The 15,908-nt window shown below is 66.9% G+C and carries 11 protein-coding genes; 4 read left to right on the forward strand and 7 right to left on the reverse strand.

The features are described 5' to 3' along the window. Positions 1-23 precede the first annotated feature (23 nt). The 3 genes from MF609_RS11500 (at position 24) to MF609_RS11510 (ending at position 4,663) form a co-directional block, all read left to right on the forward strand. Positions 24-863, forward strand: coding sequence for a hypothetical protein (locus tag MF609_RS11500; RefSeq protein WP_242416453.1), 840 nt, complete (start codon positions 24-26; stop codon positions 861-863). Between the two features lie 53 nt (positions 864-916). Further along, positions 917-1,405, forward strand: a complete 489-nt coding sequence (locus MF609_RS11505) for a hypothetical protein (RefSeq protein ID WP_242416454.1) — start codon at positions 917-919, stop codon at positions 1,403-1,405. Positions 1,406-2,803: 1,398 nt separating this feature from the next. Further along, positions 2,804-4,663, forward strand: coding sequence for a hypothetical protein (locus MF609_RS11510; RefSeq protein WP_242416455.1), 1,860 nt, complete (start codon positions 2,804-2,806; stop codon positions 4,661-4,663). A 977-nt stretch (positions 4,664-5,640) separates the two neighbouring features. Here MF609_RS11510 and MF609_RS11515 read toward each other — a convergent pair. After that, a complete protein-coding gene (locus MF609_RS11515) occupies positions 5,641-6,198 on the reverse strand; it encodes a nucleoside deaminase (protein WP_242416597.1) in 558 nt (185 codons plus the stop codon). 259 nt (positions 6,199-6,457) lie between these two features. Between MF609_RS11515 and MF609_RS11520 the strand changes: the two genes are divergently transcribed. Further along, on the forward strand, positions 6,458-6,790 hold the full coding sequence (locus tag MF609_RS11520) for a hypothetical protein (RefSeq protein WP_242416456.1): 333 nt from the start codon (positions 6,458-6,460) through the stop codon (positions 6,788-6,790). Positions 6,791-7,216: 426 nt separating this feature from the next. Here MF609_RS11520 and MF609_RS11525 read toward each other — a convergent pair whose 3' ends face one another. From MF609_RS11525 to MF609_RS11550, 6 genes are all read right to left on the reverse strand, one after another. Continuing rightward, positions 7,217-7,504: a hypothetical protein gene (locus MF609_RS11525; protein ID WP_242416457.1), complete on the reverse strand. Its 288-nt coding sequence runs from the start codon at positions 7,502-7,504 to the stop codon at positions 7,217-7,219. A 3-nt stretch (positions 7,505-7,507) separates the two neighbouring features. Continuing rightward, positions 7,508-10,756, reverse strand: a complete 3,249-nt coding sequence (locus MF609_RS11530; protein WP_242416458.1) for an error-prone DNA polymerase — start codon at positions 10,754-10,756, stop codon at positions 7,508-7,510. Then, positions 10,753-12,543, reverse strand: a complete 1,791-nt coding sequence (locus MF609_RS11535; RefSeq protein ID WP_242416459.1) for a DNA polymerase Y family protein — start codon at positions 12,541-12,543, stop codon at positions 10,753-10,755. The genes MF609_RS11530 and MF609_RS11535 overlap by 4 nt, the downstream gene beginning before the upstream one ends. Next, positions 12,458-13,138, reverse strand: a complete 681-nt coding sequence (locus MF609_RS11540) for an ImuA family protein (RefSeq protein ID WP_242416598.1) — start codon at positions 13,136-13,138, stop codon at positions 12,458-12,460. The genes MF609_RS11535 and MF609_RS11540 overlap by 86 nt, the downstream gene beginning before the upstream one ends. Positions 13,139-13,681: 543 nt before the next feature. After that, entirely contained in the window at positions 13,682-13,912 is a 231-nt protein-coding gene (locus MF609_RS11545) for a hypothetical protein (protein WP_242416460.1), read from the reverse strand. Then, positions 13,909-15,669 carry an exodeoxyribonuclease VII large subunit gene (locus tag MF609_RS11550; RefSeq protein ID WP_242416461.1) on the reverse strand — a complete coding sequence of 587 codons (1,761 nt, stop codon included), beginning with the start codon at positions 15,667-15,669 and terminating at the stop codon, positions 13,909-13,911. The genes MF609_RS11545 and MF609_RS11550 overlap by 4 nt, the downstream gene beginning before the upstream one ends. Positions 15,670-15,908: the final 239 nt, after the last annotated feature.

Genomic DNA, 15,908 nt, shown 5'->3' on the forward strand with positions numbered 1-15,908 from the left:
AATCCTAAAAGGTTTGGAGGCATATGAAAGACAGGGCCGCAATGGCGAACCCGCAATTGATTGGTGCGATCCGGCAGGGTCAGATCGCGGCATCACAGGCATGGACGATACTGGGACCGATCATCGAGACGGCCGATCGGTCTTTGGCGACGAAGGTGTGCGATGCCTTGCGGTCGTGGGTCTGGAAGGCGTTGGACCGCAGACGCCGAGACCCCGAACTGCGTCAATGGATCGATCTGCTGAACAGAGTTGAAGCGTTCTTCACCGAACGCTTCGCCAATCTGGCGGCCAAGCTCGAGGTCTTGGCTGACATGCTGCACGAGTCCCTCGCGGTCGCGGACTTCGCCGTACCCCAGGATCTGCTCAGCCGCCGGCACGTCGCCGCGATCCTCCGGACGCTCGCCGATCGGCAGGGGTCATGGGTGGAGCGGAGCGAACTAATGCGCGAACTGGAACTGAAGCCCGCGAACACCACACGGCTCATGGCACTGCTGCTCGATGTCGGATGGGCGGAACAGGTCGTCAACGGGCGTGAAGCGCGGTACCGTGCCTCCACGGAAGGAATGCTCCAGGCTCGTTCCGTGGAGATCGCACCCGTGACCGACCACCTGCGCGCCCACATCGGAGACATCCGCTGGTTCGGCCACGAGGGCGGTGGCGACATCACGTTCAGCGGCAATCCTGTGACCTTCGCCCTCATCGAAGGTCTGGACAGGATCACGATCGACCACTGGAGCGCATCCGAACTTCCATCACGAATAAGACCGAGGCTCGATTTCGAAGAGACGGCGAACGACGAAGATTCTGACGCCGAACGACGCATCCAGCCGCCCAAGCTGCAACTGAAGGTAGCGGTGTCGTGACAGACGTCGGGCGACGCCCCGCAACGCCTTCCCCGAAACGGCGAACCAAAGTTATGCCGAACCGTGTTCCCGAACGTCCGCATCGGCCCGACGACCCGCCACAGGTGAGCGTCAGCGGCAACATAAGCGACAGCTTGAGCATCGTCGCCCAGACGAACGCCAGCCTACACCTGATCACAGGTCGCCTGCAGGCGGAGGAAGGGCGTCCTGGGGACAAAGTCCTTCTGCCGTTCGCGGAGTTTCGCATTGGCGGTGGCAGCGTCGAGCAGGTGAAGGAAATCGCTCAGGACGACGATCCGCCGACTATGCTGTCGGCGACCCTGACGCTCGAGAACATGGCCTTCATGGTCTTCGATCTGGCCAGTGATCTCCGGCGCGTCTGCGACGAGGCCTCGTCGCTCGCGAAGGGCGATCTCAAGGTTGACGGTACGCGCATGAAGATGGTGAGGTACTTCGTGACCCATCTCGAATGGGAGGCAGCTGCCTGCCGCCATCGACTGGACGAGGCGTTCGCCCCGCAAGAGGACGCCGCGGACCAGTGAACTGCCGCGGCACGCCCATCCTTCCGCCAATCAGGACTTGCCTTACGCCAGGACACAGCACGAACGCGGTGGACCGCTTCCTCGCGCAATGCACGATCTGCGATGATGGGTTCGCCTCCACGGGCCTCGCCGAGATCTGGCGCATGGGCTTGGTCGCGGAGATCGGACGTGGATCAGAGGTGGTCCTGGTGCGAAAGGCGCCGGATCATCGACCGGGGTACGAGTTCGGCGCCATGTGGGCACTGCCCGGTGGGGCGGTGAGGGGACCGCCAGCGTCGAACGTCGCTGCCGCGGCAGCGACATCTCTCCACGACCGCCTCCTAGCCGAAACCGGCGTACCGTCGGCGGAACTGGTAGACCGGGGACTGTCGGACGAACTAGGGCCGCTGATCAGCAGCTACACCACAGCGACCGGGAGACGGCATACCGTGATCGCGGTCCGACGCTACCTTGACCACCAAGCCCACATGCTCGAACCGTCCGATCCTTCGATCAGTCATGCGGCATGGACGAAGCTTCCGCCGGTGTGGTCGACCCTCGCCCCGGCTAACCGGGTGGCAATCGCACACCTCCACTGGCGGTCTTTGAAACCCGGGCAGCGGTCGGCGGGCAAGCCCGCGATTGAAGAGGCTGTCGGGCTATGCTCGTGTTGGGCTGCGGAGATCGGGCTACCAGCGATCCCGGCACCATGGGCGACGGAAGCCGAACTAGCCGACTGGCGGACGGAATGGTCACGGCTCGCTGAACGACGCCGGGTCCGTCGGCCCTGACCGTCCGAACGCATCATCGCCGACGAGGTGATCCGTCGGCATCCGACGTTCGCTCGATCTCGGTGCATATCAAGACCAGCGCCGACGCCGGAAGCGGCTAACCACGGCATTGCATGACGGAAGCCGTCCCGAAGCGTCCGCAGCGCCCAAACGCGCCTCCCGCACTTCCTCATGACCCGGCCACATACGGAAACCCCTTACGCCAGCCGAGAGGCAACGGCGCCGAGACCATGTCTCAGGTCGTACGAAGGTTTCGATCGCGCGGCTTCGTGTCGGGAGCCTACTCCGTCTGCGGCCATCGCGCCTTGAGCGATGCTCGGACGGTATCAGCCCGCCCGAGCGGTGCATCGTCGCGCTATTCGACGTTTCCAGGTCGTCCGACGATCTTGAGGACTCAACCACTTCGCACCAGTACACCCACCCCGCCCCGCCCTTCCTCCCAGCCGTGAGAGGCAAGCACGCGGCACGGGCTCGGTATGGCGGAGTTCCGGAAGCATTTGCCGAGCAACATGCGGCCCGGACTTGTCGCCGTCGACGTCCGACCGATCGAATCCATGCGTGAGCAACGGAACGCGATTTGCGCCTCCTATGACCTTGCTCGCGAGCACGTGTTGGTGAATGAACTCGCATGGTCCAAATCAACTTCGTTCGATCCAAACTCCGCCCGGTCGAAGGCGGTCTTTCCGTTCAGCTGTTCCAGGACGAGATCGGGCGTCGTCTCCTTGGCGATCGGGACGCCTTGAGAGGCGCGCAGGACGTCAGGGACGTCGGCACGGCCGAGGCCAATATCTTCGCGGACCGCCTGGCCCGTACTCGAGAAGGTTGGCTTTCAGTGCTTTCCTATCATCGTGGGGTGGCAGGCAGCCGAAAAAGGCTTGAGGAGCTCAGCCTCGATAGAACGATCGTCACCCTCGGCGGCATCGATGCTCAGGGCAACAATCTCGCACTGGTCGCGAGTGCAGGATGCGTGTACGAACAGGCCAAGGCCTCCTTGTCGTCCCAAGACGGAGACGATGGCGTCGTCGCAGGTGACGCCCTCAATTTCTTCACCGACGATGAAGACCCGGAGATGGTCCGCTGGGCCGTGATCAACTGCCACGAATACACTCATGTCGACATCGTCCGTCATCTTCTCGATCAACGCATCGAGCTTCTGGTGGTCCTGACGATGAACACCGCGACCCAGCTGTATTGGGAGTACGCGACTGCGGACGTCCATCGCCTCTTCTGCTTTATCGTGATCGTGAACGTCGCCGAACTGGGCGGCTCGGCCGTGTTCGTTCCCTTCAGGCGCATCGGAAAACAACCCAATGCGACCTTCAAGACCTCCGGGCAGATATTCTCGACCCGAGGCCCTTCGGAAACCAGTGCGGTCGTAGAACTCGATTTCGCCGAACTCCGTCGGCTCAGAAGCCGCTACCGGGAACAGGGTCTTGCCGGCCCGAAGGGGATGGAAAGCGAGCGATACTTGCCGCTCGCTCCGTCGGAACACTTCATGCACACCTACGACAGAAGCGCCGGGTCACCTCAGGTCGATCATATTCGCGACGTGCAAATGCGATGGAACAGTGATGAACCCCTAGTGGCGTTGGCTCAGCTCAAATCGGTCCCGGTCGACGACTACGTCGCCTGTCGCTATCGCCTCGACGACCTTGCGGCCTCGGCCGATCGCGCCGGAGTCTTGAACCGGTTCGAAGAAAGCGTGAAAATCCATCTGGAATCGCTCGAGCGACGGCTTTCGCTCGACGCCAACGGACTTACAGGGTTAGACTTCCTGGTGATGCCGGAGGTGTTCGTGTCACGCCGCTTCGCAACCGACGTCATCGCGACTTTCTGCGCCAAATTCAACACCGTGGCGATTTGCGGGGTCGACTACCCCATGGGAGAGAACGCCGAAAACCGGAACTCCGCGATGATAATCTCGTCCGACGGCGTAATTGAGGAAGAATACGACAAGATTACGCGCTCACAGTACGATGCGTTGGCCCTCGACAAAAGCTCGTCATTGCCGATGCAAAGGGGCGGCACCCTCTATCGCTTCACGAACTTGAACGGCCATGCCTTTGGTGTACTGATATGCTACGATTTCAGCCACTTCGACCTCGTCCATCGCATCAATCTCGAGGGGCGTGACACCCCGCTGGATGTGCTGTTCGTCATCGCGCACAACCCGTTTGGTGATCTCTACCGAACCTGTTGCGTCGCCGACTCACACCGCTTCTATCAGCACGTCGTCCTTTGCAACGTCGCCTCGTACGGCGTAAGCGGCGTGTATGCTCCGGTAAGAACGGATGGGCCGCGACAGACACTTGTCGATGCTGGAATGCGGAACGAAACGATCGCCTTGGTCCGTCTCCGTCTGAATGAGCAGCGCGCGGCTCGCTCGAAAACGGACGCACAGCTGCATTCCGAGGCTGCGAACGGCGGCAGAATGATGCGTCGTCCCGGCGTCTTTGCACGCCGGCTGCTTGATGCGGGCTGGCTGTAAAATCAATTCACGCTCTGTCCAGTGACTATGGACGCACGTTGCAACGGCGACGAGCGTTCGTGAACCGTAACCTTGTCCAGTAGGCCGCCTTGCGGTAGCGCGGACAGTGAGGAAGTCTCTCGTATGGGTGAGAGCGCGGGCGGTGAGGGATGCTGTTGGTTCCGTTACGGGTGATACGTAGGCGACGTGCGCTGACCCCGTGCGACGGAAGTAAACGCTGCCTTGCCGCGGCCTTCCCGGGCCTCATGGGAAATGCTGTTTCGATTCGTTTCTCGACTGACGGCCGACGATACGCGCTCCATGTCAATCGAGGATGCAGATTCCCGAGCTGCCGGAGTACGAGGTAGTCCTTCTCCGGTATGCCTCTTCCGAACACGATGCCCGCCGCTTCGTCTTCTTGCCACAACGCATACGTTCAGGTGTACTGAATGCTTTCACGATGGGTCTGGGCGGATTCCAGGTATACGCCAAGTTGGATCAGCGACCGCTTGAGCGTATCATCGCCCCATTCGCCCTTAAAGCTGCGGATGAACTGCGGGCTCCCATCACGCCTCTCGAGACAACCGCGGAGTTCAAATTCCTTGTGAAGGCTGCGAGCGGCGATCGATCGAGGAAGCGACGCACCGAAGTCTGAGCGGCGAAGGTGCGGCTAGGCGTCATGGAGCGTGCCATTCCGTACAAGCCGTGACCACGGGCCATCTTCGTCATAAAGACCTGCGGGAACCCTTCCGACCCGAGCGCCCGCCGCGACGGCACGAACGGGGGTCGATCGAAACTGGACGATGGCGGGCGGCGCGCGCACCATGACGTGGCGATCGCCCAGTCGCTGCAGCGTCCATGGACGACCGGCGATGGCAGGATGCCTGCCGAGTCCGCAGGACTGGCCCGCATGAGACGGGCGCCATCGACCGCCGTTCGCTCAGCCGGGCGACGTCGAATCGCTTGCCCGCCGGACGATCCGTCGAGGTTCCGCGTTCCTACGTACTAGCGCGAGCGTGCAGCTCGCGCACGACGTCCGCGAACCGGGCTTCGGGACCCGAAACGTCCGCATCCGGGAGCACGTCGGTTATCCGCAGCGAAGCGATGGGTAGAGTCGGCCTCCCCAGTTCCGACAACCACTCGTCCAGCTGTGACGTGGAAGTCGCGTAGACGATGCGCCCAAGTCCGGCGAGACCGTGGGCGGCCGAGCACATCGCGCAATGTTCGCCCGACGTGTAGACGGTCGCCGAACGACGTTGCGATGGCGATAGGTTCGCGATGGCCCAGCGCACGACCGCGAGCTCGGGGTGGCTGGTCGGGTCACCACCGCCCTCCCGGTTGCGATCCTCGAACAGGACCTCCCCGGAAGACGAGACGATCATCGATCCGAACGGCTGGTCCCCCGCCTCCACCGCCTGCCCTGCAAGCTCCACGCATCGCGCGAGACGATCGATGTCCGCTTCGTTCATGAAAACGCTCTCCCTTATGAACCGTTTGCTGAATGCCCGAGGGCGCATCGGGTTGCCGGCGCTCTGAGGTTCGTCATCACCTGCCATGCGTTCCACGAGCCCGTCTGTTCGGTCCACGACCGGTCGAGCGATCGCTTTGGAGGTTCGGACGCATACGCCCTCAGCACACCGATCCAGATCCGCCGCCGACGACATGCACCGCGGAAGAGCGATCGCCGGCGAAGGGTGACGACGCACGATGGGGTTTCCGGGCGAGGAACACCTACGCCCGTCCGCGGCGAGCATGCCTGGGGGCAAGGAGGGAAGGGGGATCCGAAGGTAGAACGAAATACGAAAGGACCGGCCGTTGTCAGCCACTTCGCATAAGAGAACCGTTGAAACGTCCAGGAACGACGAGGCGTCGGGAGGTCGTCCGGCAGCGTCGACGCGCGCATCGATCGGAACGGCCGAGCCGAGTGCGCATCCTACATACTCCGACCCCATCGTGGATCGGGGCACGGGTCTCATCCTGCTGGCCGCGCTACTCGCGGCCGCCGGCGTCGCATGCACGGCGACCTCCGTCACGCTGCTCCTGCGCGCCGCGCGGCCCGGCCGCATCGCGCCCCACGTCATCGGCTTCGCGGGAATGACGCTGCTGGCCTCCTCGGCCCTGTGCCTCATATTACTCTCGGCGCGGTGAACGGAGCCCTCGCTCTCGTCCACTAGCATCGAGATCCGTCGCTCGTGCTCGAAGCGGCCGCCGATCCGTCGACGATTCGCACGTCGTTCGGGCCGATGCGGAAGGATGCGTCCTGCCCGCCATTGCAGTGGACGACGCCGGACGGCGAGGCATCCAACGGACGTCCGGCAGGGCGGTAGAGGATCCGCCGGTCTGACCTCATCACCGTCTGGCACCACAAACTTCCCAGATGCGATCTGGTTCGCGATGACATCGACGATCGACACCGCGACGCGTGCCACACCGGCGGCGGAAGGAATGGCGGCATCGCCGGCGACATGCGTCACAAGGACGGATTGCAAGGCGCACAACGATGCCCGACCACGACCGACCCGTTCCACGCGTGGCGCTCAGACGAGCATGAGGAGTTGAGAGGACCCGAACTACTTAGGCATCGAATACGTCCTCGTATCTTCCCGCCCTCCGCAGCTGACGGACGATGCCGTTGAAAGCGGCCGTGACGCCCTGGGCCCGTCCGATGTCGTTCGTCTGGGCCGCCGCGTCCCAGTACAGTTCCAGCGGCCACCGCTCGGGGCAATGCGGCAGGAGGCACCGCAGCGCCAACCTGATCTCAGGCCCGTCGACCTTCGCTTCCGAACATCGCGCCACGCCCGACCGGAGGATGTGCACCGACAGGGCGATCACGACGCGCTGATGTCTGGGCAGGTTCGACACGGGTCAACGGAAATCGTGCGATCTGAAGCGCACGACCGCTTCCGGATCCATGCCATCGGCGTGCGGAGGCCAGTAGCAGTCGCGCGGTTCGGGGCTCCATCCCTCGTCGCCGCGATCCGGCGAACCGGGATGCCGCGCGGCATCGCCCCGCCCGGTCCGGTGCGGGAACTGCATGTCGCCGACGCGGTGCAGCAGGTCGCCATGATCGACGATGCGATCGCAGATGACGTGGATCACCTCGCCCTCCTTCTGCACCCTGCCCTTCAGTCCGACCATGGAGGCCGACATGATCGTGCGGCGCTGCGCCTCGAAGCGGTCCGGCCACAATATGCCGTTGGCGATCCCCGTCTCGTCCTCGATCGTGATGAACAGGACGCCCTTGGCGCTGCCCGGCTTCTGGCGGACCAGGACGATGCCGGCGACCTCGACGTGCCGCCCGTCGCGGACGTTCGCGAGATCCGCGCACCGCGCGACGCCGCGCCGTGCTAGATCGTCGCGGACGAAGGTCAGCGGATGCGCGCGCAGCGACAGCTGGAGATTGCGGTAGTCCTCGATGACCTCGCGTCCGTCCGTCAGCGGACGCAGCGCGACCTCCGGCTCGCCCCCCTCCCGACCGGACGCCCCGGCGGCCCGGTCGGCGGCGGCGAACAGCGGCAGCGGCGCTTCGCCCAGTCCGCGGACCTTCCAGAGCCCCTGCCGGCGATCGGCACCGAAGCCGTGGAAGGCGTCCCCATCGGCGAGCTTCTCGATCGAAGCGCGCGGGACGCCCGACCGCCGCCACAGGTCCTCAATGCCCTCGAACTTCACGGTGCCCCGGGCCGCGGCGATCCTGGCGCCATCGGCGTTGGACAGCCCGCGGATGACGCGCAGCCCGAGGCGGACCGCCAGATACCGCCCCCCGGTCGGCTCCAGCGTCGAATCCCAGCGGCTCGCGTTGACGCACGGCGGACGAACCTCGACGCCGTGCTCCCGTGCGTCGCGCACGATCTGGGCGGGAGCATAGAACCCCATCGGCTGCGCGTTCATCAGCGCGGCGCAGAAGATGTCCGGATGATGGTGCTTCATCCAGGCCGATGCGTAGGCGATCTTGGCGAACGAGGCGGCATGACTTTCCGGGAAGCCGTACGAACCGAAGCCTTCCAGCTGTCGGAACGTCCGTTCGGCGAACTCGCGAGGATAGCCGCGCTGCACCATCCCCTCGACCAGCTTGTCGCTGAAGTGACTGACGCCGCCGGTGAACTTGAAGGTCGCCATCGCGCGGCGCAGCTGGTCGGCCTCGGCCGGCGTGAAGCCGGCGCCGACGATCGCGACCTTCATCGCCTGCTCCTGGAACAGCGGGACCCCCAGCGTCTTCTCGAGCACGGCGCGCAGCTCCGGTCGGGGGTATTCCGGCTTCTCCAATCCCTCGCGTCGACGGAGGTAGGGATGGACCGGTCCGGGCCGCACGATCGCGACCTGGATGACGAGGTCGTAGAAGCGACGCGGCCTCATGCGCGGCAGCATGCTCATCTGCGCGCGGCTTTCGATCTGGAAGGTCCCGAGAGTATCGGCCTTCCGGATCATCGCGTAGACCGCCGGATCGTCGTCCTGGAGATCCTTCATCTCGAGGCGGACGCCCTTGTCCTTCTCGAGCAGGTCGAAGGCGCGGTTCATGCAGCCGAGCATGCCGAGCCCCAGAACGTCGACCTTCATGAACTTCAGGGCGTCGATGTCGTCCTTGTCCCATTCGATGATCTGCCGGTCGTCCATAGCGGCAGGCTCGATGGGCACGAGGTCGTCCAGCCGGTCATGGGTGAGGACGAATCCGCCAGGGTGCTGGCTCATGTGACGCGGCACGCCGATCAGCCTGCGCGCGAGGTCGAGCGTCAGCCGCAGCCGACGATCGCCGATGTCGAGATTGAGCTCGTCGACCTGCTTCTCGCCGACGCCCTCGGCCGACCAGCCCCAGACCAGTCCCGCGAGCGACGACGTGAGATCCTCCGGCAGTCCCAGTGCCTTGCCGACGTCCCGCACCGCGCCCCGCGCCCGGTAGCGCGTCACGACGGTCGTCAATGCCGAACGGTCGCGGCCATACGTCTCGTAGATCCACTGGATGATCTCCTCGCGGCGCTCGTGCTCGAAGTCGACGTCGATGTCCGGCGGCTCGCGTCGTTCGCCCGACACGAAGCGCTCGAACAGCAGCTCGTGCCTGATCGGATCGATGGAGGTCACGCCGAGCACGAAGCAGACGCAGGAGTTGGCCGCCGAGCCGCGCCCCTGACAGAGGATGCCGCGCCGCCGCGCCTCTCGAACGATCGAATGCACGGTCAGGAAGTACGGCGCGTACCCGAGCTCGCCGATCAGGCGCAGTTCGTGCCCGATCTGGTCGCGGTACGCCTGCGGCACCTCGCCGCCGAACATCCGCTCCACGGCGTCGGTAGCCAGCCGTTCCAGCGCCTGCTGCGCGGTCAGCCCCTCGATTACGCGTTCGTGCGGGTACTGGTACGACAGCTCGCCGAGATCGAAGGTGCACAGCGCGGCGATGTCGACGCTCGCCCGAAGCGCATCTGGATAGGCCCGGAACCGGCGCACCATCTCGTCCGGCGACTTCAGCGCCCGGTCGGCGTTGACCTCGCGGCGGTAGCCGAGCTCGTCGACGGTGCACCTCTCGCGGACCGCCGTCACGACGTCCTGCAGCAGTCGCGCCTCCGGCGCGTGGTAGAGGACGTCCCCGGTCACGACCGCGCGCACACCCGCCCCGCCCGCCTGCCGCGCCAGCGCATCGATGCGCACCGCGTCGCCCGGCCTGCGCCTCTGGAACAGCGCCATGTGTCCCCGACGCCCGTAGACCGCCTTCAGATCACGAAGCGCGGTCAGGTTCTCGTCGTCGGCCTCGTGCGGCAGCAGGATCGCGACGACGCCCTCCGACCACGGCTCGAGATCGTGCCAGTGCAGGAGGCAACCGCCCTTCCCCGCCCGCTTCTTGCCGACCGTCAGCAGCCGCGTGATCCGCGACCAGGCAGGACGATCGGTCGGATAGAGCAGCAGCCGTCGCCCACAGGAAAGATCGACGCGCGTGCCCGCGATCGAGCGCACGCCGGTCGCCTTCTGCGCCTCCCACGCGCGCACGACGCCGGCGACCGTGCCGATGTCCGCGACGCCGATCGCGGGGTAGCCGAGCAGCGCCGCCGCCGAGAACAGCTCCTCGGGCGACGACGCGCCGCGCAGAAGCGAGAAGTGCGTCAGCACCTGCAGTTCGACGTACCGGGTCATCCGAAGACCCCGTGCATCCACCAAGACAGGTCGCCGGTCGCTTCCTCGACGCCGTCGCCGCGGCGGAACACCCAGTAGCGTCCGCCCTCCCGGTCCTCGATTCGGTAGTAGTCACGTACCGCCCACACCTCGGCGTCGCGCCGCCACCATTCGCCGTGCACCCGCTCCGGACCGTCGCCGGCCACGACGTCGTAGGTCCTCCCGCGCCATTCGAAGCGGCGCGGCGGATGATCCGGCATCAGCGCGATCACCTTGGACAGCGGCTCGGGCCGCGCGAACAACCGTATCGGTCGAGGCCAGACCGGCCAATCGCCCGATGGGCCGTTCGGATCCGATCGGACGACGGCGCGCTCGGGAACGTGGTTCTCCGCCGGAGCCAGCCGGAAGATCGACCGTGGACCGATCCGGCCGGCTAGGACGTCGATCAGACGTGACGGATCGCTCGACCCGTGATCGCCGGCCAGGACCGCGCCGAGATCGACGGGATCGAGCGGCTCGGCGTGCGGTGCGGTCATGACGAACCGCTCGATGCCCATGCCCGGATCGATCCTCTCGATCCGCAGCTTCAGCAGCCTGAGCAGATGGGCGACCTCGCGAGTCGGTCGGGACGTTCCGATGCCGACGACCTGCTCGCTCCCGTCCACCACGAGACACGTCAGGCGCAGCGACCGCGCGCCCAGGCCCCGCGCGCGCAGGACGTCGGCCATGTCGTGAAGCAGATCCTCCATCGCCTGCCCTATCGCCTTGGCGGTGAGGATCGGCTCCAGCAGTCGGCGCTCCACCGATGGCGTTTCCACGTCCCGGTGCGGAACCAGCGGTTCGGCGACGGCGCCGAGGGCCTGATCGAGACGGACCATGGCCGGCAGGCCCAATCGCCGCGCCAACGGCCCGCGCGCCACCGGCAGCAGGTCCGCGATCCGATCGAAGCCGAACCGTCGAGCGGCGGCGACGGCGGACGGTGCCAGCCGCAGCGCCTCGATCGGCAGCGGCGCGATCGCGTGGGCGGTCATCCCCGGCTCGGCACGGACGAGATCCGAGGTGCCGTACCGCGCCAGGGCGAACGCCGCACCGGGCGTGTCGGCGATGGCTACCCTTGCGGTGAGACCCGCCCGCTCGCAGAACGCGATCAGCCGGCGGCAGAACCGCTGCTCGCCGCCGTGCAGGTGCGCGCAGCCGGTCAGATCGATCCACAGACCGTCGTGGGGCGTCGCCATCACGATCGGAGACCAGCGGCGGACCGCCAGAAGCGCCAGGCGTTTCAGGAGAACGGCGTCGCCCACCGGGTCGGCCGGACGCAGATCGAGATCGGACACCAGTGCGCGGGCGTGCGTCGCCGCCATCCCGACCTCGATGCCGAGCGACCGGGCGGCGCGGCAGGCCGCGATCACCTCCTCGCGGTGCCCGACGCGTCCGAACAGCGCGAGGGGCGTCTCTCCCGGCGACGCGTCGCGCTGTCCGCTCGTCGGCATCGTCGATGGCGTCGTCCTGTACGGATGCGGCGCCGCTTCGGAACGCCGCCCGAGTTCCCGCATCGGTGGTCTGGCGTGCGTCGGAAGTCTCGCGACGTCGGCGTCCACGTCGGCGCGGGAGCGCGACGGCGCTTCCCGGCGGGCCCACCTGGCGCCGGGGCGCCAGCCACCGCCACGAGGAACCGAGCACGGGCCCGGGTCCTCGTCGACCGGCAGCACGAGGACCGCCGGTTCAGGCGGCCGCGGAGCGGACCGTTCCAGCCGTCTCAGCCGCTCGACGGCCAGATCCGGCAGGAACAGCGAGACGACCCGTCGCATCGCTACCCTCCACGATGAGCGAGAACGGATCCCCGCCGCGCTGCCTCGCGCATTCGATCGACCAGCGCGGTCGACCTACACCCGGAACGTCCAGCGGTAGGGACGGCACCGCGCCTATCCGCCAGCGCGTCCATGCCGCCGACGGTTCGGCGAGCGGGTCCTGATCCAGACCACGCGGTCTTCGCAGCAGCAGCACCGGGACGTCAGCGTCGGCCGCCGCGAGCTGCAGGCGGCGCGTGGCCACCATCGACGCGCGACCGGCCTCCGCGACCACCAGGGAGGGCGTGCCGTCGCGAATCGCGTCCTCGACGACCGCCAGGAGAAGCGCCTCGTCGCGCGGCTGCGCATGGATCACGTCGGCCGATCGCAGACCCGCCTGCGCCAGTGCCGGAGCGTACAGGTCAATTCGACAGCTGACCCACAGCACGATGCCGCCGCGTCGTCCGACCTCCGCTGCGGCGATGCCGGCCAGGAAGAGCGTCGTGGCGGCATCGTCCGCCAGCGACGGGCGGAGCGCGCTGGCCTCGTGGAGCGCCCCCGCCCGAAGTCCCTTCGCCCCGAGCCGGCCGTCGATGGACTCGACACCGAACGGCATCACCCGGAAGTCGGTCGAGGGGACCAGCGCCTTCCGAAGGCGCTCGACGTCTGACGGGGTTGGTTCGGGAACGGCAATCATGAAGACGGGACTCGGCTGTTCCCCTTCTGTTCCCCAATCGCACGGCGCTGGTCAAGTCCCGTTCCGGCCGTCTCGCAGTTTCGCGCCCGCGTCCGGGCCGGCCCCTCGCATCGCAGGCTCTCCACCCGGTCGCTCGGACGTCCGGAACGTCCTCGACGGCAGAGGAGGACGTCCCGCATCGAAGGTTCGGTCCACCCGGTCGCTCCGCCTTCGTCGATCGCCATTCGGGCTTCCGGGCGCATGCTCCCTAGACGTCGTCCGAGCATGTCTGATCCGTTGTTCTGTTAAGGGTGACGCACGCGTCACCCCGGGACGACACGTACGTCACCCTTGCGCGCACCACGGAGGGATCAGACTCGCGGATGAGGCGACGGCCTTCAGCAAAGCCCTTCCACCGCGATGCGGCACCTGCCGCGAGGTCGTACTCGGTCCGACACGTGGCGAGCGACGTTCCGCCCGACCTCAGCCCTCCTGCTGTTCGCCGATGAGCCTGCGCACCGCATCGATGCGTTCCTGACAGTGCGCGGCGAGCACGTTCGCCCGCCGCACGAGCGGCTCGATCGCGTCGACGTCGGGAATGCGGCCGGGCTCCGGCTTGAGCTTCGCGGCGATGGCCTGCAGTTCCGCGTACGAGTCCGCGAACCTGGTGGGCACCGGCTCGTCCGGCCCCTTGATCGTGACGACGTCGTTCATTCGATTCTGTCTCCTTCGTGATCCTCGTCGCTCCGCAGGCGCGTCGTGCCGTCGCGCATCTCGGCCATGACGATCCGCCGTCCACCGACGACCGAGGCGGACGTCAGCGGCCCGCCGTTCTCGTCGCGCAGTATCGCGTAGCCGGCGGCCAGCACGTTCCCGGGATGCAGCGCATCGGCGCGCACCCGGATTCCACCGATAGCCGAAGCGCATTCGTCCAGGGCGCGTCCGGCATCCTCCACCATCCGACGACGGCATGCCGTCACGTCCTGGTCCAGCAGACGGACGCTCGTTCCCACGTCGTTCCCCAACCGACGCAGCAGCTCTTCGACGGCGTCGGACGCCGCCTGCGGCACCGATTCCGAACGCGCCCGGATCTCGCTCGTCGCCCGACCGATCCCGACGTCGAACGAACGGACGCAGCCCTCCACGGCGGACGCCACGGATCGTCGGACGTTGCGAACCCCCTGCGCCGCCAGTTCAGTGCTGCGCCTCGGCCCCGCCCGCGTCTCGTCCGCCGACGCGACGATCGCGTCCCTCACCTCGTCGAGGCGCGCCCTCGCATCGGGTTCGAGTGCGGTGGCGGTCGTCCGGACGGTCGATTCCGCCGTCCTGACGACCTGCCATGCGTTCCGTTCGACCGCCAGCAGCGCGGCCGCGACGGTCGAGCGCGAAGCGTCGAGCATGGTGCGCGACCGGGGTTCGATCTCTCCGGCCGTCCGACGCGCGGCCGCCTCCGCGAGCCGGACGCCTTCGGTCGCGTCGCGGCCGGCCGCCGCGTTCAGCACGCCAACGTCCGCCTCCCGACGCTCGACGGTCCGCAGCGCGTCCGAACGGATCGTCTCTATCGCCCTTCCCGCTTCCGACGCCGCCCGCACGACGACGGACCGGACGAGCTCGACGACCTTGGACGGCGTGTCGCACGCGATGCACGCCACCTCGTCCAGCAGGTTCCTATCCTGCTCGTGTCCGATCCCGGTGATCACCGGCACGTTCATTCGACAGACCGCCTCCACCAGCTTGTCGTCCACCAGCCACGCGAGGTCGGCGGAGGCGCCGCCGCCTCTGATGATCGCGACCGCGGATGGGCGCGTACCTTCGTCGGCGGAGGATCGGTACACGAGACGAAGCGCCTCCACTATCCGGGCCGGAGCCTCGCGGGTCTGGAAGGGCACCTCGTGATAGACGAACTCGACGAGGCCGGCCGCGTCGAGGCGGTCGGCGGTCGAACGGAAGTCGCCGAGGCCGGCCGCCCCCGCGGGAGCGATGACTGCGACGCGGACGAAGTCGTCCGGCCGCGGAAGCGATCGGTTCCGATCCCAGATGCCGGCCTCCGTCAGCCTCGTGCGGATCGCCTGCATCCGGGCGTTCAGATCGCCGAGCGCGAACGTCAGGTCGACGTCCTCGACGACGACCTGGAAGCCGAACGTCGGATTGAGGCGGGCCTGCAGCTTCACCAGCACCTGGGACCCGGCCTCCAGCGCGAGCCCGGCGCCGTGGAACTCGTGCTCGATCCACCGCCACGTCGCGGGCCAGCAGCCTCCTTGGACCTTGGCGACCTGCCTGCCCTCGGAATCGAGCTCGATGAACTCCATCCGCGTGAACCTTCCACCGACTCTCAATGCGTGAAGCTCGCACCGCACCCATACCGGGGGCATCCGACTGACCACGGCGCCGATGTCGTCGAGATAGGCCTTGAGACCGACCGTGGCGTTGCGAACGGTCGCATCGGTCGTCGGCGGCGCGGCTTCTGGCATGGAGGTCCGGACGTTCGAGGGGCCGGCCGGTATGGGCGGGTCGCGCCGTGCCTGCAATCCCGCGTACCGACCCTTGGTGCGGCAGGCGTCCGTGCCCGCCCCGCCACGCGGTCCGGCCCCGGAAGGGAGGCGGACGCTCGGCGCCGTCGCGGCCCGAGCCGTCCGCGTGCCGTCATCCGTTACCGGGTCTTCGTCGTCGCGTGGTCCATCGTGGTCGCATACGCCATGATCGTTCGAAC

The sequence above is a fragment of the Sphingomonas panni genome (assembly GCF_022664435.1).
In the GTDB taxonomy this organism is placed as follows: Bacteria; Pseudomonadota; Alphaproteobacteria; order Sphingomonadales; family Sphingomonadaceae; genus Sphingomonas; species Sphingomonas panni.

Coding starts and splice junctions, on each gene's coding strand:
- MF609_RS11500 (WP_242416453.1), top strand. CDS start 24: ATGAAAGACAGGGCCGCAATGGCGAACCCGCAATTGATTGGTGCGATC.
- MF609_RS11505 (WP_242416454.1), top strand. CDS start 917: ATGCCGAACCGTGTTCCCGAACGTCCGCATCGGCCCGACGACCCGCCA.
- MF609_RS11510 (WP_242416455.1), top strand. CDS start 2,804: ATGGTCCAAATCAACTTCGTTCGATCCAAACTCCGCCCGGTCGAAGGC.
- MF609_RS11515 (WP_242416597.1), bottom strand. CDS start 6,198: ATGGCAGGTGATGACGAACCTCAGAGCGCCGGCAACCCGATGCGCCCT.
- MF609_RS11530 (WP_242416458.1), bottom strand. CDS start 10,756: ATGACCCGGTACGTCGAACTGCAGGTGCTGACGCACTTCTCGCTTCTG.
- MF609_RS11535 (WP_242416459.1), bottom strand. CDS start 12,543: ATGCGACGGGTCGTCTCGCTGTTCCTGCCGGATCTGGCCGTCGAGCGG.
- MF609_RS11540 (WP_242416598.1), bottom strand. CDS start 13,138: ATGCCGTTCGGTGTCGAGTCCATCGACGGCCGGCTCGGGGCGAAGGGA.
- MF609_RS11545 (WP_242416460.1), bottom strand. CDS start 13,912: ATGAACGACGTCGTCACGATCAAGGGGCCGGACGAGCCGGTGCCCACC.
- MF609_RS11550 (WP_242416461.1), bottom strand. CDS start 15,669: ATGCCAGAAGCCGCGCCGCCGACGACCGATGCGACCGTTCGCAACGCC.